Source organism: Centipeda flueggei ATCC 43531 (assembly GCF_000160695.1).
GTDB classification, from domain to species: domain Bacteria; phylum Bacillota; class Negativicutes; order Selenomonadales; family Selenomonadaceae; genus Centipeda; species Centipeda flueggei.
On record NZ_GG694008.1, the window covers coordinates 233,865 to 259,476 of the forward strand.

The following is a 25,612-nucleotide window of genomic DNA, read 5'->3' on the forward strand; positions in this document are numbered from 1 at the left end:
ACAACGATGACATTTGCACACAAAGCGGTGCGGTTCTGTTTCGCCGCCATATTTGCCCCGCTGCTCTTCCTCGGGGCAGAGGCTGAGGCGGCGCCCGAGCCAGCCCCCGTACAACCGACAAAAACAGCCCCCGTCGAGGACACTGCCATACAGCAGCTCTCGATGGAGTTTCGCCATCCTGTTGCAGACGGCACGCTCATGCGCATGATCTGCCTGATCGACACCCCCGCGAAAAATGCACTCTCCGCAGAGGAGCTAGCGGCACGCGGCATCGACGGCGAGCACTTCATCACCTGCCTCGGTGAGTTCGTCGGCAAGGAGTATGCAGACGGACGCTTTCAAGACATCGCCGAGCACTATGTCCCATGGACGGATGCGCGCGAAGCAGACTTTCGTGCGCTGCTCGGCGCGCACAATCTCGCCGCGGAGAACGACTATGGTGCACGTGCGGAGACGGTGACGAATCCCGCCTACAACATCGTTATCGCCTATCATAGCGGACGCAGCCTGCACATCACCTCGGAAGGACAGACGCTGAACGAGCATGAGAAGGGTGTCGAGGATGCCATCCTGACATGGGCGGATGACGCGTTTGCGGGGAAAAAATAAGGACACACTAAAACACAGGAGATCACAGCGCGCATTGACGTGATCTCCTGTGTTTTGTTGTTCCTATTCATGCCTCTTTACGGTCGAACGGTACTTGTCCAAGCTCAAGGTCGGGATTGTTCTCGCGGATCCAGCCGAGCGCCCACTCGTTATTCACGAGAAGGACGGGGTTGCCGTTGCGGTCGTGGACGAACATGCCGCGGTCCGCGCCGCGCAGATCGGCAGGCTTGATCTCGTGTCCGTCGGGAAACGCAAGCCAGCGTGCCGTCTCGAACGGCTGCATCTGCATCGTGATCTCCGTGTTGTACTCGTTCTTTAGGCGATACTCGAGTACCTCGAACTGCAGCGTGCCGACCGTGCCGACGATGTAGCTGTCAAGCCCCGCGCCGACCTGCTCAAAGAGCTGGATCGCGCCCTCCTGCGTCAGCTGCTCGATGCCCTTGACGAACTGCTTGCGCTTCATCGTATCCTTTGCCGCGACGCGCGCGAAACGCTCGGGCGGGAACACGGGGAAGTCCTCGAACTTGAACTTGTGCGCAGGGTCGCAGAGCGTATCCCCGATGCCGAATACGCCGGGGTCGAAGAGCCCGACGATATCACCCGGGTACGCCGTGTCGATGATCTGACGATCCTGCGCGAGAAACTGCTGCGGCTGTGCGAGCTTGATGAGCTTGCCGCTCGGCGCATGCCAAACGCTCATGTTGCGGTCGAATTTGCCCGAGGTGATGCGGATAAAGGCGAGGCGGTCGCGGTGCGCGGGGTTCATGTTCGCCTGGATCTTGAACACGAAGCCCGAGAACTGCTCGTCGTCCGGCTCGATCACGCCGTCCGAAGACATGCGCGGTGCGGGCGTCGGCGCGAGACGGATGTACTCCTCAAGGAAGTTCTGTACGCCGAAATTCGTCATCGCAGAACCGAAGAACATCGGTGTCAGCTCGCCCGCGTCAATCGCCGCACGGTCAAATACCTCGCCCGCGTCGCGCAGCAGCTCGATGTCGTCCGCAAGGGCGGCGGCGGCATCCGCTCCGACACGCTCCTTCCACGCGGAATCATCCATCTCGAACACCTCGGAGACACGCGTCTCCTGTCCGTGACTCGTATCCTCGGCAAAGAGCTCGATGCGGTTCTTCTGGCGGTCATAGACGCCGCGGTACGTACCGTCCGTTCCGATCGGCCAGTTCATCGGGTAGGAGTGGATGCCGAGTACGTTCTCGAGCTCATCCATCAGGTCGAGCGGTGCCTTGCCAAAGCGGTCAAGCTTGTTGACAAAGGTGAAGATGGGAATGCCGCGCTGACGGCAGACGCGGAACAGTTTGCGTGTCTGTGCCTCGACGCCCTTTGCCGCATCGATGATCATGACGGCGCTGTCCACCGCCATCAGCGTGCGGTACGTATCCTCACTGAAGTCTTGATGGCCCGGTGTATCGAGGATGTTGATGCGATAGCCGTCATAGTCGAACTGCAGGACGGAGGAGGTGACGGAGATGCCGCGCTGCTTTTCGATCTCCATCCAGTCAGAGACGGCATGACGCTGCGTCTTGCGCGACTTGATCGATCCCGCAAGATGGATTGCCCCGCCGTAGAGCAGCAGCTTCTCAGTGAGCGTGGTCTTGCCCGCATCCGGATGCGAGATGATGGCAAAAGTGCGCCGCTTCTGGATCTCGCGGTCAAGTTCTTCTTTCAGAGCCCCCATAAATCTCCTCTACTTTAGTGTCAGTGATACGGGGCAATGGTCGCTCCCGAATATATCCGCATGAATCTCTGCTGCCGCAATGCGGTCACGCAGTTCCGCGGAGACGAGGAAGTAGTCGATGCGCCACCCTGCATTCGTCTCACGCGCATGGCGCAGGTATGACCACCACGTATATGCCCCTGTACGGTCGGGATAGAGCGCGCGGAACGTATCGATAAAACCTGCCTGGAGCAGTTCCGTGAACTTGCCTCGCTCCTCATCCGTAAAGCCCGCGTTGCGGCGGTTGCTCTTCGGATTCTTGAGATCGATCTCCGTATGCGCAACGTTGAGATCGCCGCAGACGACGACGGGTTTTTTCGCGCGCAGCCCAAGAAGGAACGCACGGAACGCATCCTCCCACATCATGCGGTAGTCGAGCCGCTCGAGCGCACGCTTCGCGTTCGGCGTGTAGACGGTGACAAGATAGACATCATCAAACTCCATCGTGATGACACGTCCCTCATTGTCGTGCGCGGAGATACCGATGCCGTACGCCACGGAGAGCGGCTTCACGCGCGTAAAAATTGCCGTCCCTGAGTAGCCCTTTTTCTCCGCACTGTAAAAATACTGCTCATAGCCGGGCAGATCAAGGATCGCCTGCCCCTCCTGCATCTTCGTCTCCTGCAGACAGAACGCATCGGCATCGAGCTCCCGGAACGACTCCATGAACCCCTTCTTGAGGGCGGCGCGCAGGCCGTTGACATTCCATGATACAAAGCGCATCGCGTCGTCCTCCGTCAGAGCGTCTTATACGCTGAAATCGGCCAGAATACGAGCATTGCCTTTCCCTTGATGAGATCGTACGGAACGAATCCCACATCGGCAAAGCGGCTGTCCTCGGAGTTGTTGCGGTTATCCCCCATGACGAAGATATGTCCCTCGGGCACGGTTGCCTTCGGATACTCGCTCCGCGTCTTTTCGAGAATATAGTCCTCTGTGAGGAGCTGATCATTGACGAGGACGCGCCCCTCGCGAATCTCGACCGTATCCCCCGGCACGGCAATCACGCGCTTGATGAAGTCGCGGCTTGGGTCGCGCGGGTACTGAAAGACAAGCACGTCCCCCTTCTCGGGCGGATGGAACCGGTAGATGAACTTATTGACGACAAGGCGCTGCTCCGATTCAAGCGTCGGGCGCATGGACGGCCCATCGACAACGTAGAGCTCGACGATAAAGGTGCGAATGAACATCGCAAGAGCAACGGCGACGACAATGGAGACAATCCAGTCCTTGATCTCGGACGCCGTTGATGTTTCCTGTTCCATAGAGGCCTCCTCTCAGCCATAAGAAGTAAGATGGAGAATACACGCGAAAAATAGGGACTGCCGCAGCAGTCCCCATCTTCCATCGATCAGCGTTTTTCCCGAATACGAGCTGCCTTGCCCGTGAGACCGCGCAGATAGTAGAGCTTCGCACGGCGGACGATGCCGCGGCGCGTCACCTCGATCTTTGCGATGCGCGGGGAGTGCACGGGGAAGAGACGCTCGACGCCGACGCCCGATGCGATGCGGCGCACGGTAAAGGTCTCACGGACACCCGTGCCCTGGCGGGCGATGACAACGCCCTCGAACACCTGGATACGCTCACGCGTGCCTTCGACGATACGGGCATGGACGCGTACCGTGTCACCGGGCGTGAACTGCGGGATATCCGAGCGGAGCTGTTCCTTCTCCAGGACTTCGATGATGTTCATACGTTTTCCTCCTTCGATCGGGCGTTCATACGCGACCCTCTGCCGCCCAGCGGACCACCCATACACATACTCAGTGACTATATCATAAGATGGATTTCTGTGCAAGCGTTTTTTAGCGCCACTGCAAATTCATTATATTGCTCTTTGTACGTTCCCCCTGCTTCTCTTTTGCCGTGGCGTGTTCCTGTGGGCTGGGCGGCGGCATGCGGGTCTTCCCATCCTTCGGCTCGCAGCTGATGCGGTTGCGCCCCCCCTCCTTCGATGCATAGAGAGCGGTATCCGCACGCTTGACGAGCGCCGTCGCATCGTCGTCCGGACCATGCCAGACACCGATGCCGCCGCTGCATGTCACCTGCTGCGCCGTCAGCAGCCATGCCTTGGCGACCCCCTCACGGATCTGATTGGCAAATGCCTGTGCCTTTGCACCATCATAGTGCAGGCAGAGCAAGATGAATTCCTCACCGCCCCAACGAATGAGTATGTGCCGCCGATCGAGGAAGGAACGGATGGTCTGTGCAAAGCCGAAGAGCACCTCATCGCCGGCATCGTGCCCATAAGTGTCATTGATCGACTTAAAGTGGTCGATATCAAACATGACGAGAGAGAGCGGCGCACCTGTATTCTGCGCAATCCTCGTAAAATCACTGATGGCCGACGGGAATCTGTTCCGATTGTAAACCCCCGTAAGCGGATCGATCTCCATGCGCTTCTTAACTGCCTGCACCTCTCCCTCAAGGGTGTTGGAGCGCTCCATGAGCCGGCGCTCGGACTCCGCACGGTCGAGGATGAGCTGGATGACAAAGAAACAGATCGTATAGATACTGAACGGCGTAAATGAGGTCTGTGCCTCATACAGCCGATACTGGAATGCGAGCGCATCGATGATGCCAAGCGGTACAATGATGAGCAGGGCAATCAAGAGCGCCGCAGCATGCTTGTTGCCCGCCTTGCCGGACTTCCAGAGTGCATAGGCGACACAGCCGCACCAGACACTGAGGGCCGGAATATAGGGGAACTGTATCATGTAGAGCCCAAACTGCCCCATCATCTCGGCGATAACGCCGACCACGAAAAGCACAACAAAGACGTTGTTCAGGCGCACGATCCAGTTGCGGTACTGCCGATCCACCACCTCATAAAGGAGAATGTTGCCCGTGATGGGAAGCAGGAAGGATGAGACCTGCTCTGTACGCCACCAGAACTCCGGCCAATCGAACCACAGGAAGATGACGTTCGAGGAACTGAACATCCATATGAAGAACACGGTCAGGAGAAGCATAAGGCGAAGATAGATCCCCCGTCGTGCCCGGTCGGCGACGAAGTAGACGGCAATGACCATCATAAAGACGGCGATGGCCGTCAAGCCCGCGGCATAGGAAAAATCATGGATAAAAAGCTGCTTCACAAGTTCGGTTTCCCGATCGACATGCACGCGGTTGAGCTGACCAATGACCCATGGATTATCTGTCGTCACGCGGATGATGAGTTCCTGCCCCGCCGCCCATGCAGGCAGCCCGACGAGATGCCACTTGCGCCCATACCCCCTCAGCTTTGGATCGCTGCTGCCATAGCGGTAGATGGATACTCCATCCAAATAAACCCGTACGGACTGATCGATCGTCGTGAAAAAAAGACTGTCACCACCCCGCAGATCTGAAGGAACATGGACGCGCAGCCACGCATTTCGCGTGCCCTGAGGAACAGCAATGCCTTCGCATGGGTCAAACGGCACCCACGTCCCCTCGTACGGAACGAAAGCGGGAGGCATCTTCATTGCCTTGATATTGGTATCCGGTACATTCTCCTGCCAGTATTCCCATACCAGTGATTCATCCTTTGCGGACGCTCTGTGCTCCATCCCAAGGAAGAAAACCAGCAGTGCAATGGACAAAAAAAATATCATCTCCCGCTTCATGCATCCATCACCTCCTGATTATAGTTTCGTCCATAGGATATTTTTCTTAAGAGGTTTAGGTTAAAAGTCCCTTTATTGCACAGCGTACGATTTCCTCCGACACATCACTGCGCACGCACACTCTGCCGATCTCTTCGGCGAGTACCCAGTGAATCCGCCCGCCCACGGTCTTTTTGTCATGAAAGAGATCGGCGTACATTGCATCCGGCGACACGCCCTCAACGGTGCAGGGCAGCCCCATCGCGGCAATCAGCCGCTCGATGCGTGCACACGCCTCATCAGAAAGGAGTCCCATCGCACGGCTGATGCGTGCCGCGCCAATCATGCCGATCGCTACGGCTTCCCCGTGGCGGTAACGCACATAGCCCGTCTCCTTCTCGATGGCGTGGGCGAGGGTATGTCCAAAGTTCAGGATGCGGCGCAGACCGCCCTCGCACTCATCCTGACGGACGACATCCGCCTTGATTTCACAGGAGCGTGCAATCATGTGTGCCCCTGCCGCAGGGGTGAGGGCGAGCACATCGTCATGATGCATCTCAAGCCACGCAAAGAACTCCGCATCCGCAATGATGCCGTACTTGATGATCTCGCCCAGTCCCGTCGCAATCTCACGCGCGGGCAGTGTCTGCAGGAGATCGAGATCCATAATGACCGCATCGGGCTGGTAGAACGCACCGATGAGGTTCTTGCCGCGTGCATGATTGACGGCGACCTTGCCGCCGACGCTCGAGTCCACCTGTGCCAAGAGGCTCGTCGGGAGCTGCACAAACGGAACGCCGCGCATATAAGTCGCAGCGATGAAGCCCGCGAGATCACCGACTACCCCGCCGCCAAGTGCAAAAATCGGCGAGCGGCGGTCCAGCCCCAGCGCAATGGCTCGTGTATAAAGATCGTCTGCCGCAGAGAGACTCTTCGATGCCTCTCCGGCAGGAATGGTCACAATTTCAGCAGCCACACCGCCGCGCGCAATCTGCGCTGCCGTGTGGGCGGCATAGAGCGGTCCGACATTCGTATCCGTGACAATCATGCCGTGTGCGGAGTACCCCGCATGGCGGACAAACGCGGCAAGCACCTCATCCATCCCGCTGCCGATCTCAATGACGTAGCTGCGTGCGCCGAGCGCGACCTCTACCTTGCGTCTCATATCACTTTCTCCATATCCGTGTCGCCTGCACGATATACTCTGCCACCTCAAGCGGAGAGCGGCAGCTCGTATCCACCGCAATGTCCGCCCCCTCGTAGAGTGCGCGGCGTTCCTCAAGCAGCCGGACAACAGCCGCACGCCGATCCCCTGCATCAGCACCGTCGAGCACAGGGCGCGCGCCACGTGCCGCTGTCCGGCAGAGGATGGTATCGACATCGGCGGTCAGTGCGACGAGGATACCGCTGCTGCGCAGCAGGGCAACGTTCTCCGCATCCTTGACCGTACCGCCGCCCGTTGCAATGACAAGCCCGCTTCGCGCGGCGGCGGCACGTACGGCCTCCTTTTCGCGTGCGCGAAAATATGGCTCACCATGCTGCGCAAACATCTGCGGGATGGAGATGCCGCATGTCTCTTCAATTTTTTTATCGAGATCGTGAAAGGCACAGCCAAGACGCATCGCAAGGAGGCGTCCGACGCTCGACTTTCCCGTCCCCATAAATCCGATCAGTACGACATTCTTCATGGTTTCTGCCACACCCGCTCCATACGGCTGCGATAGGCTGCAAGCGCTGCCTTGAGATCGGTCATGTTGTCCGCACTGAACTGCGAACATACGGCATCTGCAAGCACGAACGCCGTCATCGCCTCACCGACCACGGACGCAGCAGGGACGGCGCAGGTGTCGCTGCGCTCCTTGCTCGCCGAGACCGCCTCCCCCGTCGCGAGATCGATGGTCTGAAGCGGTGCCATCAATGTCGGAATGGGTTTCATCGCTGCACGTACGATGAGCGGCTCTCCATTCGTCATGCCGCCCTCCATGCCGCCCGCACGATTTGTCTTACGAAAGGGCTGACCGTCTGCGCCCATATAGAGTTCATCATGGATCTCACTGCCGGGCAGATGCGCACAGGCAAACCCCGCACCGATCTCCACGCCCTTGATCGCCTGAATGGACATGAGCGCTCCCGCAAGGCGTGCATCGAGCCGCCGATCCCACTGCGTATGTGTGCCGAGACCCGTGGGCAGGCCGCGCACGACGACCTCAAAAATACCGCCAAGCGTATCGCCCGCCTGTTTCGCCGTGTCAATACGCTCTTTCATCCGTGACTCTGCCGCAGAGTCACAGCAGTTCAGGTCATCGGAGTTGGTCACTCCGATATCGTCGGCGCGGATCACCGCTGCATCGACCGACACGCCGCCGATCTCGGTGACATGAGATGCGATGCTGATACCGAGCTGCGCGAGGAGCTGACGGCAGACCGCTCCGACGGCAACGCGCATTGTCGTCTCCCGTGCACTCGACCGCTCGAGAATATCACGCGCATCCCTGCGGTCATACTTCAGCACACCCGAGAGATCAGCATGTCCCGGACGGACAGCGGTGACCCGCCCGCCGTTCGGCGTGCCGAAGGGATCCATACGATCCGTCCAGTTCGCGAAGTCGCGGTTCACAACCTGCAGCGTGATCGGTGAGCCAATCGTCTCACCGAAGCGCAGCCCTGAGAGCACGAGCACGCGATCCGTCTCGATTTTCATGCGTCCGCCGCGCCCATAGCCGCGCTGACGGCGCGCGAGCTGTCCGTCAAGCTCTGCGCGTGAAAGACAGAGTCCTGCCGGCAGCCCGTCGATGATCGCCGTCAGTGCCGCACCGTGCGACTCTCCTCCCGTGACAAACCGCAGCTGCCCCATGTAAATCCCCCCAATCGTCTGATGACGAAAACGTTATATATCCTAAGGAATCACTGATCCATTCAGCGCACGTCTCTTGACACATCTTTTTTTCCGCACTTCGGCGGACAAAAATCCACGCCAATTCGACGGACTTCCTTGTATCAGTGATTTCCTAGACTAAATTTCGATGCGTTAAGGACTTTTCCTGCTAACAAACAATTCTTTTTACTGTCTGCTTCTACTCACCTGCTGCCAATGCCGCTGTCTCCATCATGAGCGTTCCGTGCAGTACGCTGCCGTCCGCCGTAAGATCAATCGCTGCAAAAGACACGGCACGATCCCCTGCCTCGACATCACGCATAAAGGAAAGGATGGCGAAGTAGCCGCCGTACAGCCGAATCTCAACCGTCTGTCGGATGACCGCCCCCGTGGACTCGGAACGATGCGGAACAATACGCTCAAGCGTTACCCCCGCACGGCGGGCACTGCGTTCCACCGACGGAAGAAACCGCCCTTGTTCCTGTTCCTCGGGCAGAAGCGTACAGAGATGTGCCTCGCGCAGGCGCAGCTTATCCTCTGCCTGTGCATCCGCCGAACTCATGCGCTGATACTGTTCCGTCCGCGCAAGAAGTGTGCGTGCCGCATCCCGCTCCGCCAGAGCCGCCTCCCGCGCGGCAGAGAAGTACGGTGCAGCCACGGCAAAGTAGAAGAGTGCGAGAGCGAGCCCCCAAATGAGTGCTGCCATGATGCGCTGACGCTCCGTATACCGCTCCATCATACGCCCTTCCAATCCGCACGCAGGACAAAGCGAACGCCTTCCTCATCCCGCGAAACCTCTGCCAAGACGACATGTCCAGAAAAAAAGCCGCCCGCATCCACACGCTCCACGAGGGCGTGGAGTGCATCATAATCCGCTGCCTCGCCCTCGATCTCCACCGTCTCATCTGCCCGCAGTGCCGTGAGATGAACTCCATCTGCCGTCACAGTGCCGAGAAATACGAGGAATGCACGCAGGGGATGGGCCGACGCCTGAAATTCCGCCAAAATTTGCTCACGGCGCGTTACATCAGCACGTTGCGCAGCATATATCTCCATGCGGTGCACATCCGCATCCGCATGACCCAGCTCCTCCCGCACCGCATCTGCCGCCGCGCGGTCTGCAATGAGTACCGCTGCATCCATTGACACCGCCATGAGGAAACACGCCGCTGCAGCCGCTGCCATCACCCCTGCGGCATGGGAGCGAATCCGCTGAACGATATTACGCTCCTCACACCAAGACAGGGAAGATGACCGCATGGACACAAGCAGGCCCGCATAGACCGCCTCCGACAAGTCCGCCCCCATCTCCTGACATTCCCACGACATCTGCGGTCTGCACGCCGCCGCGATCAGCGGGGCAAGCGTACCGCCGGCAGGCGGGCAGACCGTCAGGCGCCGCAGGCGCATCCCCTCATGGGAAAAGGCCGCAAAGTACGCCCGTACGCGAGCATCCTCCATCACCGCCGACCAATAGCGATACGGCTCTGTATCCGTGCGCGCACAGCAGCACAGACGCAGAGCCGCAGGCAGTGTTCTCCCCTCTGCATCTGCCTCTGCACGCATTGCCCAGAGAAGTGCCGCCCGCAGATCCTCCCCCGTGAGTGCAGCGGGCAGTTCCCGCTCTGCCGTCACGGCAACCCCCGCGGGAAGAGCAAGGCCGAGCGGCAGACGCTCCCATCCCTGCGAAGAAAGCGCCGCGCGCACGGCGGCTGCGAGTGACGAAGCATCTGTGGGGGCACAGGCACATGCTGCTGTATGCGAGGCGGTAACCATCCAGCCGCCATCCGCATCGTCGGAAGCAGAAAGTCGGGCGAGCACAGCTCCATCCTCCGTCATGCCGATGCCCACCGCCTCGCGCGGGCGCAGAGGATGGAGACTTATTTTCGCCAAAAGGTGTGCGTCCTTAAAACCATCGACGCCAAACATAGTGCCCGTCCTTCTTTTCCATCAAGGCACGGACAATCTTTGCCCGTGTCCAGCCCTCACCGTCCGATACGTACGTATCATGCCGCTGATCTACGGCGGCCGCTGTGACCCAGATTGTCCCGTCCGTCTGCGGCTCGAGCACGACGTGCAGGCCGATGTCCGACGCCATGGGAACATCATGCACGGCAATATTTCTGCGCTCTCCTGCAGGCAGTACACCATAGGCAGCCGCTGTGTGTTCAAGTGCAGCCGCCGCCGTCAGCACACCGCTCTCTGCCGCAAGGCGCAGCTGCATCTCATGCTCATACTCTACCGCAATGCTCCCGCCGCTGCGCGTGAAGGAGGCGGCGGCCATGGCGATGAGGAGAAGCAGTGCAAGAAGACACAGCCCGAGCGCCGAGGCGAAGCCATCCTGCCCGTACCGAAAATTTTTATCGTCCACCCTGATCCTCCCGCAGATAGACAGAGGCCGCGGCGGTGCAGCGCCTGCCCGTTGCCGCACTCTCGCCCGTCATCTCGATGTGATAGAGACGCGGACAGTACGCATCCGGCCGTATGGAAAACGACGAAATGTGCACCCCTGCGCCCGCATATCCACCCGTCAGCGGCGCAGCGGCAGTCTGATACACCAGTCTGCCGCCTGCGAGCCAATAGGAATCCAGTGCCGTCTCTTTCCCTTTCCCCTCCATACTTTGCCGCATCCGACAGATGCCCTGCGCGTCCTGCGCAACGTACGACGAGGAAAGGACAGACTCTGTGACACGCGCCATGGCGATCTGCATTTCCTGCCGCAGTTCAGCATCAGCGACCGTGCGCTGATAGCTGCGCCAGCCCCATACGAGGGCAAAGACGAGGAAGGTCAGCAGGAGGCCAAAAATCGGCAGACTGACGGCAAGCTCCGTCAGCACGACGCCGCGCTCCCCACACGCTCTACGGTGCCGCCTGCGTATCATATCGCTTCATCCTCCGCACGTAGTCCGCCGTCTCCGCGCGCGCCAAAATGTGCCACGAGAGGTGCAGCGTCACATCATAAAAATCTCCCTGCTGCACAACATCTGCACGCAGGGCATAGGTCACATCATTCACGCGAACCGAGGGCGCGCTGACCGTCGGGAACGCTCCATGCTCAAGTCCCGCCTCCATCACCGAGAACTCCTGCCGCGCCAAGAATGCCGCATCCATACGCGCGGCGGACTGCTCCGCGAGCAGCGCACTGCGGGCAAAGATCCCGAGCACGGCAGCGGCAGCAAGCACAAGGCAGCCGAGAATCACCGCCTCCATGAGTACCCAGCCGCGCGCATCAGTCCTCATCACGACCTCCGCGCTGAAGGCGAATGCGTGCCGCGCTGTCGATGATGACACGCAGAGCATCCCGTTCAGCTCCCTCTGCATAGATGCGGATCGTCATATTGCTGCTCTCCTGCCCGATGCCTCCGTTTCGGTCAAACGACACAGGCTTCCCTCCTGCCGTATCCTGTGCCATCCGCACGAGCGGAAGCATCCGATGGACACGCCCCGCCCCGCCGTGCGGTGCGATCTCATAGCTGCCGTCCCGCACATAAAGCTGCGGCTCACGCGCCCACGATGCGCGGCCGCCCAATACATAGAGCGGCATCGCCGTCGTCCGGCTGATCCCCTGGAGGCGGCGCAGCTCACCGATGAGATGCACCGCCTCATACTCCACCGCTGCACGCACATAGAGGGCACGTGCGCGCGGGAGGGCGGCGGCAGCGAGCACCGCCATGATCGACACGGCGAGCAGGACGTGCAGGAGCAGCATGCCGCGCGCATCTGCCCGCATTATGGCTGCCCCCAGTACAGCTGCCAGAGCTGCCGTCCGACGAGAAAGCCCACATAGCCGCCAACAGCGAGAAACGGGCCAAATGGGATGCCGTCATGCCGCCCCCTGCGCCCCGTGAGGAGAAGAAACGCCGCTGCCGCACCGCCAAGCAGGAATGCCGCCCAGACAGCGATAATCGCCGCCTCCCAGCCGAGCCAGAGGCCAAGCCCGACGGCAAATTTTACATCACCGCCGCCAAGCCCGCCGCGCGCGGCGATATACAGGCAATAAAATAAGACGCCGCAAAGCGCCCCGCCCAAAAGGGCATCTGAAATTGAGCCCACCCCCGAAGCCATCAGACCGAGAAGGGCAAACGGCAGTGTGATGCAGTCATAGAGCATCCCATCCCGCAGGTCGAGGTAAGAGAGCCAGAGCAGTACTGCCGTAAAGAGCATGCCGCATACACTGCGCATTCCCACACCGAAAACGCAGAAAATGCCGAGACTGCCCGCACACCAGAGCAGGGTGAGGACAGGCGCGGCACGGCGCGACGGACAAAACGTGTGCGCCGGCTCCTGCATCGCGCCAACCTCCTCCAAGGAATCATGGCAATCCCACGATGTCCTAATTTCGCGTATGGTACTCCTCCGCCGTGCGGCCTGCGCAAGTCGCACGCCAGACACCATCCTTCTTCTCCACCTGATAGGAGACGTTCTCCATGGAGAGTTCCTGCGCCCCCGCATGAACGGTCCCCGCAGGCGGCTTCAGATGCTTCAGATCCGTCACATAGTCCTTCAGATCATCAATGCCCTCAGGATTCTTCCCTTTTGCCGTCTGATAGAGCACAATTGCCGTATCGAGCGCCGTGAGATCCGCCTGCACTTTCACCGTGTTTGCCGTTGCAAGTGCCGAAGAAAAACGCGGCACAGCAATCGCAAGGATCACCGCCAGGATCATCACGGCAAGGAGGGTCGAGAGCAGGGAAAAGCCACGCTCGCTGCGCGTCCGCCGTCCATTTGTGATCGACAATTCCATCGCACACACCGTCCCTTCGCCATGGGCTACACGAAACTGCGGCACACATCCATTACAATCACACGCGGGTGCATCCGATCATCGAGCGCCTTCTGCAGTGCCGCCGCAAATTCCTCCTGCGTTGACACACGCACTGCCTTGATGCCGAAGCTTTCCGCATACTTCACATAATCCATCTCATGATCCAGCTCGCAGGCGATGTAATGCTCCTTGTAGAGCCCCTTCTGCAGCTGGCGAATCATCCCCAGTGCGTGGTTGTTCGCGATGATCGAGATCACGGGGAGCCCCAAACGTGCAATCGTATAGAACTCATTTCCCGTCATCTTAATGCTGCCGTCACCGGTAATGTGAATCACGCGGCGCTGATCGCCCCACGCGATCTGTGCGCCCATCGCTGCCGGCAGGCCATAGCCCATGGTTCCGAGACCGCCCGAGGTCAGCCACGTCCGCGGTGTCTCCACGCGCAGGTGAAGTGCCGCCCACATCTGATGCTGTCCCACATCCGTTGCGTAGGCGCAGGCCTTCCCCGCCGTCATGCGCGCCACCTGATTCAGTGCCCACGGCACGGAGAGCGCGTCGCTGTGGTAATCGTACGCGAACTCCTCCTGCCACGTATGGAGCTGCTGCCACCATGCGGCATAATCGCTCTTGGGCGCCTGCCGCATGAGAAGGTTCAGTATGACGCACATATCGCCCGCCAGCCCGATGCTGCTGCCGACAATCTTATCAATTTCAGCAGGATCGATGTCGATATGGATGAACTTGCGATTCGCCGTAAACTTGCTCAGATTTCCCGTCTGACGGTCAGCGAACCGGCTGCCAAGCGCAATCACGAGATCGGCCGCACCGACGGCATAGTTCGCCGTCTTGGCTCCGTGCATCCCGATAAATCCGAGCATCTGCGGATGTGTACTCGGAATGCCTCCCATGCCCATCAAGGTATGAACGACCGGGAGTTTATATTTCTCAATGAATGCAATGGTCTGCGCAGATGCGCCTGCCGAGATCACGCCGCCGCCCACAATCACGAGCGGACGCTCGGCATTCACAATCTCCGCCGCCGCCTCCGCTGCACAGATCGCGAAGTCTGCGTCGGGCTTCCCGGGCCGGCGCTCCTCCCGTTTCTGCTCCGCATAGGCAACCTCCTCGAAAAAAAGATTGCGCGGTACATCGATGAGCACGGGACCCGGCCGCCCGCTGCGTGCGAGTGCAAACGCCTCACGGATCGTCGGCACGAGATCGGCGGCGTTCTTGATCTTGTAGTTGTGCTTCGTCACGGGCATCGTCACATCGAGGATGTCTGTCTCCTGGAACGCATCACGGCCGAGCATTTCCAAATCGACCTGCCCCGTGATCGCCACCATCGGGATCGAGTCCATATACGCCGTTGCAATGCCTGTTACGAGATTCGTCGCACCCGGCCCCGAGGTCGCAATGCAGACGCCGACACGTCCCGTTGCACGCGCGTAGCCGTCGGCGGCATGCGCGGCATTCTGCTCATGCGTCACGAGGATCTGACGAATTTCCGTCTGCCCATAGAGCGCATCGTAAAGCGGCAGAATCATGCCGCCGGGATATCCGAATACCGTATCTACGTCCTGCTCACGCAGACACGCAAGAACCGCCTCCGCGCCTCTCATTTCATCCGACACCCCTTTGTTGACAGATTAGTCACACATATTATAACATACACGGTATTTGCAGAGCAAGTGGTGCGCCCTCCCGATCTCATGAATTTTTTCGAGCGACATCTCCGAAAGGTGCATGATCATCTATAGTATAGCATAACTTCGCCACAGAGCAAACTGCCGCCGGCACTGTTCGCTGCTGACAAAAATCAAATTTTCCCTTTGCAGTTCTTTCTCTGCTACAGTATAATTGTCATGTATCATTTCATCGGTTCTGTTCTCATCGCAGGCAGCCATCACGGCAGCTCGCACACGCCGTCCCTTTGGACTTGGTATTGCCCAAAGAGGAGGCATACGTGGACAGAATTGGAGGGAAAGGAGTTCGTTATGAAAGATGAAATCTTTAGTGTGCTTCAGCGCGTCGGGCGCAGCTTTATGCTGCCGGTCGCGATTCTGCCGATCGCGGGCATTCTGCTCGGCATCGGCGCGTCGTTCACGAACCCGACGACCATTGCGACATACGGTCTCAGTGGAGTGCTCGGCACAGGAACACCGCTGCATATGCTGCTCTCGATCATGTCGAGCGCAGGCAGCACGATCTTCGGCAATCTGCCGATCATCTTCGCGGTCGGCGTCGCCATCGGCATGACAAAGGAGGAAAGAGAGGTAGCCGCACTCTCGGCGATGATTGCCTTCTTCGTCATGCATACGTCCTGCAACGCCATGCTGAAAATCGGCGGGCAGATCCTCGCCGACGGCACGGTCGCACCGGGTGTCCTCGACGGCACGATCGCCCCCTCCTGCGGCATCATGTCATTCCAGATGGGCGTCTTCGGCGGCATCATCGTCGGTATCGGCGTGGCCCTGCTGCACAACAGGTATCATAAAATCATTCTGCCGAATGCGCTCTCCTTCTTCGGCGGTTCGCGCTTCATCCCCATCATCTCGACGATCGTCTTTCTCTTCGTCGGGATCGCCATGTACTTTGTCTGGCCGCTTGCACAGCAGGGCATCTTCGCCCTCGGCGGCCTTGTCACGGGCACGGGCTACATCGGCACGCTGATCTTCGGCATCATCAAGCGCGCACTCATCCCCTTCGGACTGCACCATGTCTTCTATCTGCCGTTTTGGCAGACGGGCGTCGGCGGCTCAATGATGATCGACGGACAGCTCATCCAGGGCGGTCAGAACATCTTCTTCGCACAGCTCGCCTCGCCAGATGTCGCACATTTCAGTGCAGACGCCACACGTTACTTCTCCGGTGAGTTCATCTTTATGATCTTTGGTCTGCCGGGTGCGGCTCTCGCAATGTACCACTGCGCACGCCCCGAAAAGAAAAAGGTCGCAGGCGGACTGCTCCTCTCGGCGGCACTCACCTGTATGCTCACGGGCATCACGGAGCCGATCGAGTTCTCGTTCCTCTTCGTCGCTCCTGCCCTCTTCGCCGTGCAGGTCGTACTCGCGGGTGCAGCATACATGATTGCACACATGCTGAACATCGCCGTGGGTCTCACCTTTTCGGGCGGACTTCTCGACTTCTTCATCTTCGGTATCCTTCAGGGCGAGGCAAAGACGAGCTGGATGTACGTCATTCCCGTCGGCATTGTCTACTTCTTCCTCTACTACTTCATCTTCCGCTGGATGATCCAGCACTTTGGCTTCAAGACGCCGGGGCGCGAGGACGATGACGAGGAAACGAAACTCTATACCAAGGCGGACTACAAGGCGCGCGAGAGAGCCGGCAGCTCTGCTGACGGTGATGCAGGTTTTGATGCCAAGAGCGCGGCGATTGCCAAGGGACTCGGCAGCAAGCGCAACATCACGTCCGTGGACTGCTGTGCGACACGCCTGCGGTGCTCGGTCGCAGATTCCTCTCTTGTAAATGAAAAACTGCTCAAGGCGACGGGCGCGGTCGGCGTGATTGTGAAGGGCACGGGCGTGCAGGTCATCTACGGCCCGCAGGTCGCCGTCATCAAATCGAACCTTGAGACCTATCTCGAGACAGCACCCGAGGTCGAGCCGGAGGACGATGCCCCTGCCGCAGCTCCCGTCGAGGAACATCCCGCCGCTGCAGAAACAGCGGCAGCGGCCCCCGCAGGTGAGCATCACACCCTTTGCAGCCCCGTCACGGGCACGGTGCATCCGATCACGGAGGCACCCGACGAGGCGTTTGCGAGCAAGATGATGGGTGATGGATTCTTCATCTACCCGAGCAAAGGAGAGGTGCTTGCACCCGCCGACGGCGAGGTGGTCTTTGTCTTTGACACGAAGCACGCCATCGGCATGAAGAGCGCGGACGGCACGGAGTATCTGCTCCACATCGGCGTCGACACCGTCGCACTCGGCGGCAAGGGCTTCAACGTCTTTGTCAAGGCAGGACAGCAGGTAAAGAAAGGCGACAAGCTGATGGAGTTCGACATCGACTACATCCGCGCCAACGCGACATCGGACGCCTGCCTTGTGATCTTCACAGGACTGCCCGAGGGAACAAGCGTCGAAATGACTGCCACGGGCGAGGTCAAGGCCCTTGATCCCGTTGCCAGAATCTGACCCCCGTGTCATAGAAAAAGCAGTTTGTCGATGAGCAGACTGCTTTTTCTGTATCATTTGTTACTCACATAGATATGAATGTCTGTGGTATAATAACATTGTTTCAATCGTACATCGTACATCAGGGGGAAATGACAATGAACCATACAAAAACAAAAGCACCATTTCGCTATGACATTGTGGGGAGCTTTCTGCGCCCCGCCGCACTCATGAAGACGCGTGAGGCATACGCCGCAGGAAATGCAGGCGCAGAGGAACTGCGTGCAGCGGAGGATGCGGCAATCCGTGACCTCGTCGCAAAGGAGAAGGAGGTTGGGCTGCGCGCGGTCACGGACGGCGAGTTCCGCCGCCGTTACTGGCATCTGGACTTTCTTGCAACACTGGGCGGCGTCGAAGAGGTCGGTGCATCGCATTGGTCGGTCGCGTTCAAGGGCGCACAGCCAAAGGCGGCGACGGTAAAAATTGTGGACAAGGTGGACTTCGGAGCGCATCCGTTCCTCGACCACTTCCGATTTTTGAACGGTCTCGCAGGGGATGCCGTCGCAAAGATGACCATCCCCTCGCCCAGCATGCTGCACCTCATCTGCTGCGTGCGTGCGACGGACTACGCGCCGATTCCGCGCTACGAGAACGAGGATGCGCTCTTTGAGGACATCGCACTCGCCTATCAGAAGGCCATCCGTGCATTCTATGAGGCAGGCTGCCGCTATCTGCAGCTCGACGATACGTCCTGGGGCGAGTTCTGCGATCCCGAGAAACGTGCCGCATACAAGGCACGCGGCTTCGACCTCGACCGCATCGAGCGTGCCTACGTCGCGATGATCAACCGTGCATTGGAGGCAAAGCCTGCGGACATGACGATTACCATGCACATCTGCCGCGGGAATTTCCGCTCAACATGGTTCTCCTCGGGCGGCTATGAGCCCGTCGCGGAGATTCTCTTCGGCGGCTGCCATGTCGACGGCTTCTTCCTCGAATATGATTCCGACCGTGCAGGCGGGTTTGCCCCCCTCGACTATATCAAGGATCAGCGCGTCGTCCTCGGACTGGTCACCTCAAAATCGGGCGCGCTCGAAAAGGAGGAGGATATTGTCGCCCGCATCCACGAGGCGGCGAAGCACGTCCCGCTCGATCAGCTCTGCCTCAGCCCGCAGTGCGGCTTCTCCTCGACCGAAGAGGGAAACCTCCTGACGGAGGAGGAGCAGTGGAACAAACTGCGCTTTATTAAGGAGATCGCGGAATCCGTCTGGAAGTGAGCACGTGTGATACAGCAGCGGCGGCACATCAGTCATTCGTACCGATGTGCCGCCGTTTTCTTTGCATGTTTATTTGATAAACCCAACTTGCTTACAAATTTCTTCGCACGCCTTTTCCTTACGTTCGTTGAAGATCACCTTGTTTTCCTCAAATAGATTGCGCCCGTGGCTGTCGATGGAGACGATGAGCGGACCAAACTCCTTCACCTTGCATGTCCAGAGCGTTTCGGGCATCCCAAGGTCGAGCCAGTTCGCGTCCACGATCTCCTCGACACAGGTTGCGGCGACGACGGCGCAGCCAGCCGGAAAGACGCAGTGGAGCGCCTTATGGTCACGACAGCCACGCATTGTGCCGTCCTTCATGCCGCCCTTGCCGATGATGAGCCGTACCCCCGTCTCAGCAATAAACGCCTCCTCGAATTTCTCCATGCGCATACTGGTTGTTGGTCCGACCGTGACCATCTCATATTTTCCCTCACCGCGTTTACGGATGATGGGGCCTGCATGGAGAATGGCACCGTTCTTCACATCGACGGGAAGCTTCCTCCCCTCCTCGATGACGCGGCGATGCGCCACGTCACGGCAGGTTGTGAGATACCCGGTGAGGTAGATCACATCACCAACGTTGATGTCCGCGAGATCTTCGGGCTGAATCGGGGTCGTCAGAACTTTCTTCTCCATCAGAAATCCACCTCCGCATGCGAGAGAATCTTATAGTCAAGATTCTTGTCAAAGATGATGTGTCCGCGCCGATGCGACCAGCAGCCGACGTTTACGGCGACGCCGATTACGGACGGATGGCGCGCGCTGTTCTCGATATTCACGCCGAGCACGGAGTGTTTGCCCATGAGTCCCTGCGGACCAAGCCCGATGGCGTTGATGCCGTCCTCGAGCAGCTGCTCCATCTTAGCGGCACGCGGATTTGGATTGTGTGACCCAATGGGGCGCATGAGTGCCTTCTTTGAGTGGAGCGCCGCAACCTCGACCGACGTGCCGACACCAACGCCAACGAGCAGCGGCGGGCAGGCATTCAGCCCATAGCTCGTCATAACATCGAGCACAAAACGTGTCACGCCCTCGTAGCCCTCGCCCGGCATCAGCACCATTGCCTTGCCCGGCAGCGTGCAGCCGCCGCCCGCCATATAGGTATGGATCTCGATATCGTCACGGTCAGGCACGATCTCCCAAAAAATCGACGGAATCTCTTTGCCGACGTTCTTGCCCGTGTTAAACTCGTCAAACGTCTCCACGGCGTTGTGTCTGAGAGGCGCGTCCGCCGTCGCCTGTACGACAGCCGCGTGCAGGATCTCCTCCATCTCAGCCATGTACGGGAAGTTCGACCCGCATTTGAGAAAGAACTGCGCCGCACCCGTATCCTGACAGCTCGGACGGTTCAGCTTTACCGCAAGGTCCTGATTCTTCTCCATCGTCTCATAGATGGACTTCGCCAGTGGTGCATCCTCCTCGGCGGCAAGTTCCGCAATCTTTGCACGCACATCGTCCGGCAGACGCTTGCCCGTGTACGCCACGAACTTTGCGAGCACATCCGTCATGCGCGCAGAGGCTTCCACTTTCGTCATAGAAATCTCTCCTTTATCCTAATATCAATACACAGTTACCAAATTCCGAGGATCTTCCACCAGACGGAGCCGATGCCGATCCATATAATGATGTTAATGACAGAGCAGACGAAGCCCAGCTTCCACCACTGCCCCTGTGTCACATAGCCCGCACCGAAGTAGATGGGTGCCGAACCCGTAGAGTAGTGTGTCAGCCCCGCCATGAGGTTCGAGAGGAAGGCGAGCCCAAGTGCCGCAAGATAGGGAGGTGCGCCCGCCGCGACGGCAACGGCGAGAAATGCCGCGTACATCGCCGTCGCATGCCCCGACAAGCTCGCAAAGCCATAGTGACTGTAGAGATAGACAAGGAAGAGGATGCCGAGGGTCAGCCCCCATGAGACACCCGTCATCGCCCCCGTAACGCTTGCAGCGAACCACGGGATGAATCCGATCTTGTTCAGTGCACCTGCGAGGCTCACAATGCCGCCCATCCACATCATACCGTCCCACGCGCCCTTTTCCCGCAGCACATCCTCCCAGGTGAGGACGCCCGTGAGAAGCATCGCCGTCACACCGAGGAGGGCGGCAATGGTCGCGTTCACGCCCGTGTAGCCCGACGTGCTCCAGAGGAGGAGCGCACCGACAAAGATGCCGCAGATGATTTTCTCATCCCGCGTCATTGCGCCCATCTCCGTGAGTTTTTCGCGCGCAAGTGACTGTGCCTCGGGCGTCCTCTGAATCTCGGGCGGATAGAGCTTGTAGAGCACATAGGGCAGAACAACCATCGAGAGCAGGACGGGCACGATGCCAGCCATCGCCCAGAGCCCCCACGAGATCTCAAGCCCTGCCGTGTCTCGTGCCAGCTCCGCCATCAGAGGATTCGGGGCGCACGCCGTCAAAAAGGCGGCGGCGATCGGTGCATCCACCTGAAACGACACGACCAGCAGGAATGCACCAATCTTGCGTGCCGTCGCCCCCGGCTCCGAGCCGAAGACCGAAGCGAGGCTGCGCACAATGGGAAAGAGAATCCCGCCCGAACGTGCCGTGTTCGACGGCGTTGCAGGCGCGATAATAAAATCACTCAGAACGAGGGTATAGGCAAGTTTCAGGCTGCTCGACCCGAATTTCAAAATGAGATAATATGCAATCCGTCGCCCCAGCCCCGTCTTGATAAAGCCCTGCGCGAACAAAAACGCCGACACGATCAGCCAGATCACCGTATTGCTGAAGCCCGCCAGCGCCTCTGCCGGCTTGATCGTATTCGTCAGTGCTGCAAATGTGATTGCTGCGAGCGCGACCGTCCCGAGCGGGAACGGCTGCAAAATGAACCCCAGAATCGTACCCGCGAAGATCGCAAACAGATGCCATGCCGCAGGAGTCAGCCCATCGGGTATCGGCATGAACCAGAGGACGGCAATCAGTCCTGCCGTCAGAAAGCATCGTACTCCCTTACTCAAAAGAGTTCCCTCCCTTAATGATATATAATACACAGTGGACGGTTGTTCGCCCATTCCTCCGAGAGCATCTGCACAGACTCTTTACTTATATTTGATTATACGTTATTCTTTCCTATAAGTCGAATACGTAAAATCCTATTTTATTGATAAGAAAAATCTTATATCGAGGTGCATCATGGAGTTCCGACAGTTCCGCTATATCTTAAAAATTGCCGAGGAGGGCACACTCTCAAGTGCAGCGAAAAAACTCTACGTCTCACAGCCATCGCTCTCACAGATGCTTGCCGCCCAGGAAAAGAAGATCGGGGCACCGCTTTTCGACCGCGGCGGCACATGCCTCACACCAACCGCCGTCGGCAGGCTGTATCTTGAAACAGCGCGCAGCATCATCGCACTCGACGAAGCGTTCCATCAGCAGGTGGACGACTGCATGCGCGGCGCAGCAGGTAATGTGACGGTTGGGCTGACGCAGTTTCGCAGTACACATCTTCTCGCGCCCATGTTGCCCGCCTTTCGTGCAAAATATCCAAAGATCATGCTGCATCTTCGCGAGGACACGACCTACCGACTCGAGGAGCTTGCCGAGGCGGGGGAGACGGACTGCATCATTTCGCTGCTGCCCGTAAGCGAGCATCGTTTCGACTACGATGTGCTCTTCAAGGAGCGGCTTCTGCTCGCACTGCCTCCCGTGCATCCCATAAGCACGGCTCTCGGACTGTTGCCCGGTGACCGTACAGCACCGCCAATCGTCCCGCTTGCCGCACTTCGCGACACACCGTTCCTCCTGATGCACCGCGAGCAGAAACTCCATGATACGCTCTTCATGTTCTGTAAGGCGGCAGGCTTCCTCCCGCAGGTTACGCTTGAGACGCGCAGCATGAACACGGCACATGCGCTTGCGGGCGCAGGACTCGGTGCCGCGATTCTCCCCGAAACACTCATTGTCGCTGCACCGCCCGCCAATCCGCCCTGCTACGCTGCCATCGAGGGCGACCCGCACCGCACAATCATCCTTGCCCGTGCAAAGAACCGCTACCTCCCCCGCGCCGTTGATATTTTTCGAAAGGAACTGCAGGCGTTTTGTGCAAAGTGAGGATAAAAAAACTGCTGTACGAAGCTAAAAGATCTTCATACAGCAGCCTGCTTTAATTTTCCAGGAATCCATCACCAACAAGAGAAGCCTTCAGACCCGGCGTGATTTTTTCGTCCGATCATGGTGAAAAACCGGACACGCGGCAAAGTCTATGTGGGGAATTTCCCACTGAGATGCGGGAAAAAAGATGCGTCAAGACAGCGTGGCTGAATTTATCAGTGCTTCCCTTACTTCACGACATCCCCATGCCAGTTATTGATCCCGCCCATCTCCACAATATGCGTATAACCCATATTCGCAAGCTTCTGCGCCGCCTGCTGACTGCGTGCACCGCTGCGGCAGTAGACAAAGATCATCTGATCCTTGTCGGGCAGCTCCTTTGGCGGCACCGTAGTGATGGATTCGTTCGGCACATTGATGGCATGCGGAATATGTCCGCCTGCATATTCCCCCGCGGTCCGCACGTCCAAAATAATATAGTTCGTATTCTCCGCCATCATCCGCTGCGCCTCATCGGATGCGACGCGCTGAAATGCTGCCATCGCCTCTTCCTTTCCCTCCGATGCCGCTGACGACTGTGCTCCGCCGCAGCCGGAGACAGACAACATCAGCATAACGACGAACATCAATACCATCCATATTCTCATCGTATCACTCCTTCAAAATAGATTTGTTCTTTCATTGTAACAGTTATCCAGATTTTTTGCAACGGTATACGAAAAAACCGCCGCACCAGAATGATGCAGCGGCTCTGCGATAACAAACTAACTGTAAAATATATACAAATACATATATCATACTCTTATGAGGTGAGGATATGACAACGGCGGAACTGCTAAAACTTCTAAAGAAGAAGGCTGCACCTGCGTCCGAAACGGTGGTCGCCGCGACATATCCCGCAGCCCCATAACGGGAAAACAATTTCCCGTCGGTCGGCACAGCAAAGAAGAAGTTCCAAACGGCACCCTGCAAAATATTCTCAAATGCGCCGGGCTCAAATAATTTGGAGGTGTATCCTATGCAGTATATATACCCTGCACTCTTCAAAACAGAAGATGACGGCGTCATCGTTACATTCCCGGACCTGGAAGATACGTTTACAGACGGTGAAACGATGCAGGAGGCGTTCGAGAATGCCGAAGATGTGCTGAACTTGATGCTGTGGAATCGTGAAGAAGAAAACGCGGCGATTCCTCCGCCGTCAACTCAGGAGAAAATTCTAGTGCCGCGGGGAGCTGTTCCGGCGATGATTAAGGAAGATACTCTCGGCTATCGCAAGCGCCACGATCAAAAGACCATTCGTCGAAGTGTGACACTTCCACGTTGGCTGGACAGCATAGCACGTGAGCACATATCAACTTTTCCCAATTGATGCAAAACGCCATTCGCAGAGAATGCGGCATCAGCAGATAAAGAATGCCGTACTGCGGAGCACTAACGCTTCGCAGTACGGCATTTTTAGCAGTTTCTTTATTCTTCTAACCGCCGGACAGACACTGTCAGTGAAACAGAATCATAATCGTACCGCCGATGGTCGGCAGGGCAACAATCCAAAAGCGCAAAACAGGCAGAGGTGCGAGATGCGTCAGCTTTGCCCCAACATACGAGCCGAGCGAGAGCGCGACGAGCGTCTGGATGAAAAGCCACGGCTCCAGCTGCCCGTAAAGGAGATAGCCGATGCCGCCGCTGACGGAGATCGGCACGATGATCATCATCGTCGTCCCGATCGCCTGCAGAAGCGGCACTCCGAACACAACCATGAGGGCGATCTGTATGTACGCTGCAGCGCCGATACCGAACGCGCCCGAGAGCACGCCGCAGAGAAAGCCAACCGGCAGTCCGCAGAGGCAGAGCCGCCGCCCCGTCAAGAGTTCCTCCCGCACATGGATGTGCGCCGAGAGCCACACGGCACGATAGATGCGCAGATAGAGGAGAACCGCACTCGATAGAAGCATCACCCCCGTAAACAGGCTGAGGTTCGGTGCCTCCATGTGATTTGAGATCACCGCACCGAGAAGTGCTCCGAGAAGTCCGCCCGCGCCGAGCACAGCACCGGTCAGAGGAATGACCTCGTGCTCCCGGTAGTGACTGACCGCTCCTGAGAGCGTCGTGAACGCCATCGAGCCAAGTGCAACGGCAAGGGCCTGATGGATCGGCACCCCAAAGCCAACCACGAGGAGTGTGATGATCACGCCGCTGCCGCCCGCCCCGACAAAGCCAATAATACCGCCCATAAGAAGCATCGATAAGAAGAGCATTCTCCGGCCTCCGCAATCTGTACATCATGGCAGAAAACAAAAAAGGAGCCGCAATCAGCTCCTATCCATTCCGATGGTGACGCCTATGGGATTCGAACCCATGAACCCGCCGTGAGAGGGCGGTGTCTTAACCACTTGACGAAGGCGCCGAATTTGGTGACGCCTATGGGATTCGAACCCATGAACCCGCCGTGAGAGGGCGGTGTCTTAACCACTTGACGAAGGCGCCACATATGTGAACAGGTGATACTATATCATAGGGTA

Annotated in this window: 28 protein-coding genes and 2 tRNA genes; 6 read left to right on the forward strand and 24 right to left on the reverse strand. The window is 58.4% G+C overall.

Going from position 1 to position 25,612, the window contains the following annotated elements; all coding sequences use genetic code 11:
- Nucleotides 1-6: 6 nt before the first annotated feature.
- Nucleotides 7-609 carry a hypothetical protein gene (locus tag HMPREF0908_RS08620; protein ID WP_006691109.1) on the forward strand — a complete coding sequence of 201 codons (603 nt, stop codon included), beginning with the start codon at nucleotides 7-9 and terminating at the stop codon, nucleotides 607-609.
- Between the two features lie 67 nt (nucleotides 610-676).
- Here the strand turns inward: HMPREF0908_RS08620 and HMPREF0908_RS08625 are convergent, their stop codons facing one another.
- The 17 genes from HMPREF0908_RS08625 to ilvB all read right to left on the reverse strand — a co-directional run bounded on the left by HMPREF0908_RS08625 (nucleotide 677) and on the right by ilvB (nucleotide 15,187).
- Nucleotides 677-2,302: a peptide chain release factor 3 gene (locus HMPREF0908_RS08625; protein ID WP_006691110.1), complete on the reverse strand. Its 1,626-nt coding sequence runs from the start codon at nucleotides 2,300-2,302 to the stop codon at nucleotides 677-679.
- Between the two features lie 9 nt (nucleotides 2,303-2,311).
- Nucleotides 2,312-3,064, reverse strand: coding sequence for an exodeoxyribonuclease III (locus HMPREF0908_RS08630; RefSeq protein WP_006691111.1), 753 nt, complete (start codon nucleotides 3,062-3,064; stop codon nucleotides 2,312-2,314).
- 14 nt (nucleotides 3,065-3,078) lie between these two features.
- Entirely contained in the window at nucleotides 3,079-3,606 is a 528-nt protein-coding gene (lepB, locus tag HMPREF0908_RS08635) for a signal peptidase I (protein ID WP_006691112.1), read from the reverse strand.
- Between the two features lie 86 nt (nucleotides 3,607-3,692).
- Nucleotides 3,693-4,034: a 50S ribosomal protein L19 gene (rplS, locus tag HMPREF0908_RS08640; protein ID WP_006691113.1), complete on the reverse strand. Its 342-nt coding sequence runs from the start codon at nucleotides 4,032-4,034 to the stop codon at nucleotides 3,693-3,695.
- A 112-nt stretch (nucleotides 4,035-4,146) separates the two neighbouring features.
- Entirely contained in the window at nucleotides 4,147-5,949 is a 1,803-nt protein-coding gene (locus HMPREF0908_RS08645; protein WP_006691114.1) for a GGDEF domain-containing protein, read from the reverse strand.
- 55 nt (nucleotides 5,950-6,004) lie between these two features.
- Nucleotides 6,005-7,093, reverse strand: a complete 1,089-nt coding sequence (gene aroB / locus HMPREF0908_RS08650; RefSeq protein WP_006691115.1) for a 3-dehydroquinate synthase — start codon at nucleotides 7,091-7,093, stop codon at nucleotides 6,005-6,007.
- 1 nt (nucleotide 7,094) lies between these two features.
- On the reverse strand, nucleotides 7,095-7,616 hold the full coding sequence (locus HMPREF0908_RS08655) for a shikimate kinase (RefSeq protein ID WP_006691116.1): 522 nt from the start codon (nucleotides 7,614-7,616) through the stop codon (nucleotides 7,095-7,097).
- Nucleotides 7,613-8,782: a chorismate synthase gene (gene aroC / locus HMPREF0908_RS08660; protein ID WP_006691117.1), complete on the reverse strand. Its 1,170-nt coding sequence runs from the start codon at nucleotides 8,780-8,782 to the stop codon at nucleotides 7,613-7,615. The genes HMPREF0908_RS08655 and aroC overlap by 4 nt, the downstream gene beginning before the upstream one ends.
- A 220-nt stretch (nucleotides 8,783-9,002) precedes the next feature.
- Entirely contained in the window at nucleotides 9,003-9,542 is a 540-nt protein-coding gene (gene pilO / locus HMPREF0908_RS08665) for a type 4a pilus biogenesis protein PilO (RefSeq protein ID WP_006691118.1), read from the reverse strand.
- Nucleotides 9,539-10,696 carry a PilN domain-containing protein gene (locus tag HMPREF0908_RS08670; RefSeq protein WP_040572697.1) on the reverse strand — a complete coding sequence of 386 codons (1,158 nt, stop codon included), beginning with the start codon at nucleotides 10,694-10,696 and terminating at the stop codon, nucleotides 9,539-9,541. Before HMPREF0908_RS08670 ends, pilO begins: the two co-directional genes overlap by 4 nt.
- Before the next feature lie 13 nt (nucleotides 10,697-10,709).
- Entirely contained in the window at nucleotides 10,710-11,174 is a 465-nt protein-coding gene (locus tag HMPREF0908_RS08675; RefSeq protein ID WP_006691120.1) for a hypothetical protein, read from the reverse strand.
- Nucleotides 11,164-11,685: a PulJ/GspJ family protein gene (locus tag HMPREF0908_RS08680; RefSeq protein ID WP_006691121.1), complete on the reverse strand. Its 522-nt coding sequence runs from the start codon at nucleotides 11,683-11,685 to the stop codon at nucleotides 11,164-11,166. The genes HMPREF0908_RS08675 and HMPREF0908_RS08680 overlap by 11 nt, the downstream gene beginning before the upstream one ends.
- The gene (locus tag HMPREF0908_RS08685) at nucleotides 11,663-12,043 is read right to left on the reverse strand and encodes a hypothetical protein (RefSeq protein ID WP_006691122.1); all 381 of its coding nucleotides are present in this window, start codon (nucleotides 12,041-12,043) and stop codon (nucleotides 11,663-11,665) included. The genes HMPREF0908_RS08680 and HMPREF0908_RS08685 overlap by 23 nt, the downstream gene beginning before the upstream one ends.
- Nucleotides 12,033-12,533: a hypothetical protein gene (locus tag HMPREF0908_RS08690; RefSeq protein WP_006691123.1), complete on the reverse strand. Its 501-nt coding sequence runs from the start codon at nucleotides 12,531-12,533 to the stop codon at nucleotides 12,033-12,035. The genes HMPREF0908_RS08685 and HMPREF0908_RS08690 overlap by 11 nt, the downstream gene beginning before the upstream one ends.
- Complete coding sequence (locus tag HMPREF0908_RS08695) at nucleotides 12,533-13,093, reverse strand: prepilin peptidase (protein WP_040572660.1); 561 nt, start codon at nucleotides 13,091-13,093, stop codon at nucleotides 12,533-12,535. The genes HMPREF0908_RS08690 and HMPREF0908_RS08695 overlap by 1 nt, the downstream gene beginning before the upstream one ends.
- Nucleotides 13,094-13,136: 43 nt before the next feature.
- Nucleotides 13,137-13,547 carry a competence type IV pilus major pilin ComGC gene (locus HMPREF0908_RS08700; protein ID WP_006691125.1) on the reverse strand — a complete coding sequence of 137 codons (411 nt, stop codon included), beginning with the start codon at nucleotides 13,545-13,547 and terminating at the stop codon, nucleotides 13,137-13,139.
- A gap of 26 nt (nucleotides 13,548-13,573) precedes the next feature.
- The gene (ilvB, locus tag HMPREF0908_RS08705; protein ID WP_006691126.1) at nucleotides 13,574-15,187 is read right to left on the reverse strand and encodes a biosynthetic-type acetolactate synthase large subunit; all 1,614 of its coding nucleotides are present in this window, start codon (nucleotides 15,185-15,187) and stop codon (nucleotides 13,574-13,576) included.
- Nucleotides 15,188-15,562: 375 nt separating this feature from the next.
- On the opposite strand from ilvB, the gene HMPREF0908_RS08710 reads away from it, so the two are divergent.
- Nucleotides 15,563-17,725 carry a PTS sugar transporter subunit IIABC gene (locus HMPREF0908_RS08710; RefSeq protein WP_040572698.1) on the forward strand — a complete coding sequence of 721 codons (2,163 nt, stop codon included), beginning with the start codon at nucleotides 15,563-15,565 and terminating at the stop codon, nucleotides 17,723-17,725.
- Between the two features lie 137 nt (nucleotides 17,726-17,862).
- Nucleotides 17,863-18,981: a 5-methyltetrahydropteroyltriglutamate--homocysteine S-methyltransferase gene (locus tag HMPREF0908_RS08715; RefSeq protein ID WP_040572661.1), complete on the forward strand. Its 1,119-nt coding sequence runs from the start codon at nucleotides 17,863-17,865 to the stop codon at nucleotides 18,979-18,981.
- A 69-nt stretch (nucleotides 18,982-19,050) separates the two neighbouring features.
- On the opposite strand, the gene ttdB is transcribed toward HMPREF0908_RS08715, so the two are convergent.
- The 3 genes from ttdB to HMPREF0908_RS08730 are packed head-to-tail and all read right to left on the reverse strand — an operon-like array spanning nucleotide 19,051 to nucleotide 21,997.
- The gene (ttdB, locus tag HMPREF0908_RS08720) at nucleotides 19,051-19,662 is read right to left on the reverse strand and encodes a L(+)-tartrate dehydratase subunit beta (RefSeq protein WP_006691129.1); all 612 of its coding nucleotides are present in this window, start codon (nucleotides 19,660-19,662) and stop codon (nucleotides 19,051-19,053) included.
- Nucleotides 19,662-20,561: a L(+)-tartrate dehydratase subunit alpha gene (gene ttdA, locus HMPREF0908_RS08725; protein ID WP_006691130.1), complete on the reverse strand. Its 900-nt coding sequence runs from the start codon at nucleotides 20,559-20,561 to the stop codon at nucleotides 19,662-19,664. The genes ttdB and ttdA overlap by 1 nt, the downstream gene beginning before the upstream one ends.
- A 35-nt stretch (nucleotides 20,562-20,596) precedes the next feature.
- Nucleotides 20,597-21,997, reverse strand: a complete 1,401-nt coding sequence (locus HMPREF0908_RS08730) for an anion permease (protein WP_040572662.1) — start codon at nucleotides 21,995-21,997, stop codon at nucleotides 20,597-20,599.
- A gap of 175 nt (nucleotides 21,998-22,172) precedes the next feature.
- On the opposite strand from HMPREF0908_RS08730, the gene HMPREF0908_RS08735 reads away from it, so the two are divergent.
- Entirely contained in the window at nucleotides 22,173-23,090 is a 918-nt protein-coding gene (locus tag HMPREF0908_RS08735) for a LysR family transcriptional regulator (RefSeq protein ID WP_006691132.1), read from the forward strand.
- Between the two features lie 227 nt (nucleotides 23,091-23,317).
- On the opposite strand, the gene HMPREF0908_RS08740 is transcribed toward HMPREF0908_RS08735, so the two are convergent.
- A complete protein-coding gene (locus HMPREF0908_RS08740; RefSeq protein WP_006691133.1) occupies nucleotides 23,318-23,737 on the reverse strand; it encodes a rhodanese-like domain-containing protein in 420 nt (139 codons plus the stop codon).
- A gap of 259 nt (nucleotides 23,738-23,996) precedes the next feature.
- On the opposite strand from HMPREF0908_RS08740, the gene HMPREF0908_RS11340 reads away from it, so the two are divergent.
- Both HMPREF0908_RS11340 and HMPREF0908_RS08745 read left to right on the forward strand, forming a co-directional pair.
- Nucleotides 23,997-24,092 carry a type II toxin-antitoxin system HicA family toxin gene (locus HMPREF0908_RS11340; protein ID WP_245522945.1) on the forward strand — a complete coding sequence of 32 codons (96 nt, stop codon included), beginning with the start codon at nucleotides 23,997-23,999 and terminating at the stop codon, nucleotides 24,090-24,092.
- A gap of 16 nt (nucleotides 24,093-24,108) precedes the next feature.
- Nucleotides 24,109-24,462, forward strand: a complete 354-nt coding sequence (locus HMPREF0908_RS08745) for a type II toxin-antitoxin system HicB family antitoxin (protein ID WP_006691134.1) — start codon at nucleotides 24,109-24,111, stop codon at nucleotides 24,460-24,462.
- 127 nt (nucleotides 24,463-24,589) lie between these two features.
- Here the strand turns inward: HMPREF0908_RS08745 and HMPREF0908_RS08750 are convergent, their stop codons facing one another.
- From HMPREF0908_RS08750 to HMPREF0908_RS08760, 3 genes are all read right to left on the reverse strand, one after another.
- Nucleotides 24,590-25,348 carry a sulfite exporter TauE/SafE family protein gene (locus tag HMPREF0908_RS08750; RefSeq protein WP_006691135.1) on the reverse strand — a complete coding sequence of 253 codons (759 nt, stop codon included), beginning with the start codon at nucleotides 25,346-25,348 and terminating at the stop codon, nucleotides 24,590-24,592.
- Between the two features lie 74 nt (nucleotides 25,349-25,422).
- Nucleotides 25,423-25,497 (reverse strand) — tRNA-Glu (locus tag HMPREF0908_RS08755).
- A 5-nt stretch (nucleotides 25,498-25,502) separates the two neighbouring features.
- Nucleotides 25,503-25,577: transfer RNA gene (locus HMPREF0908_RS08760), tRNA-Glu, on the reverse strand.
- Nucleotides 25,578-25,612: the final 35 nt, after the last annotated feature.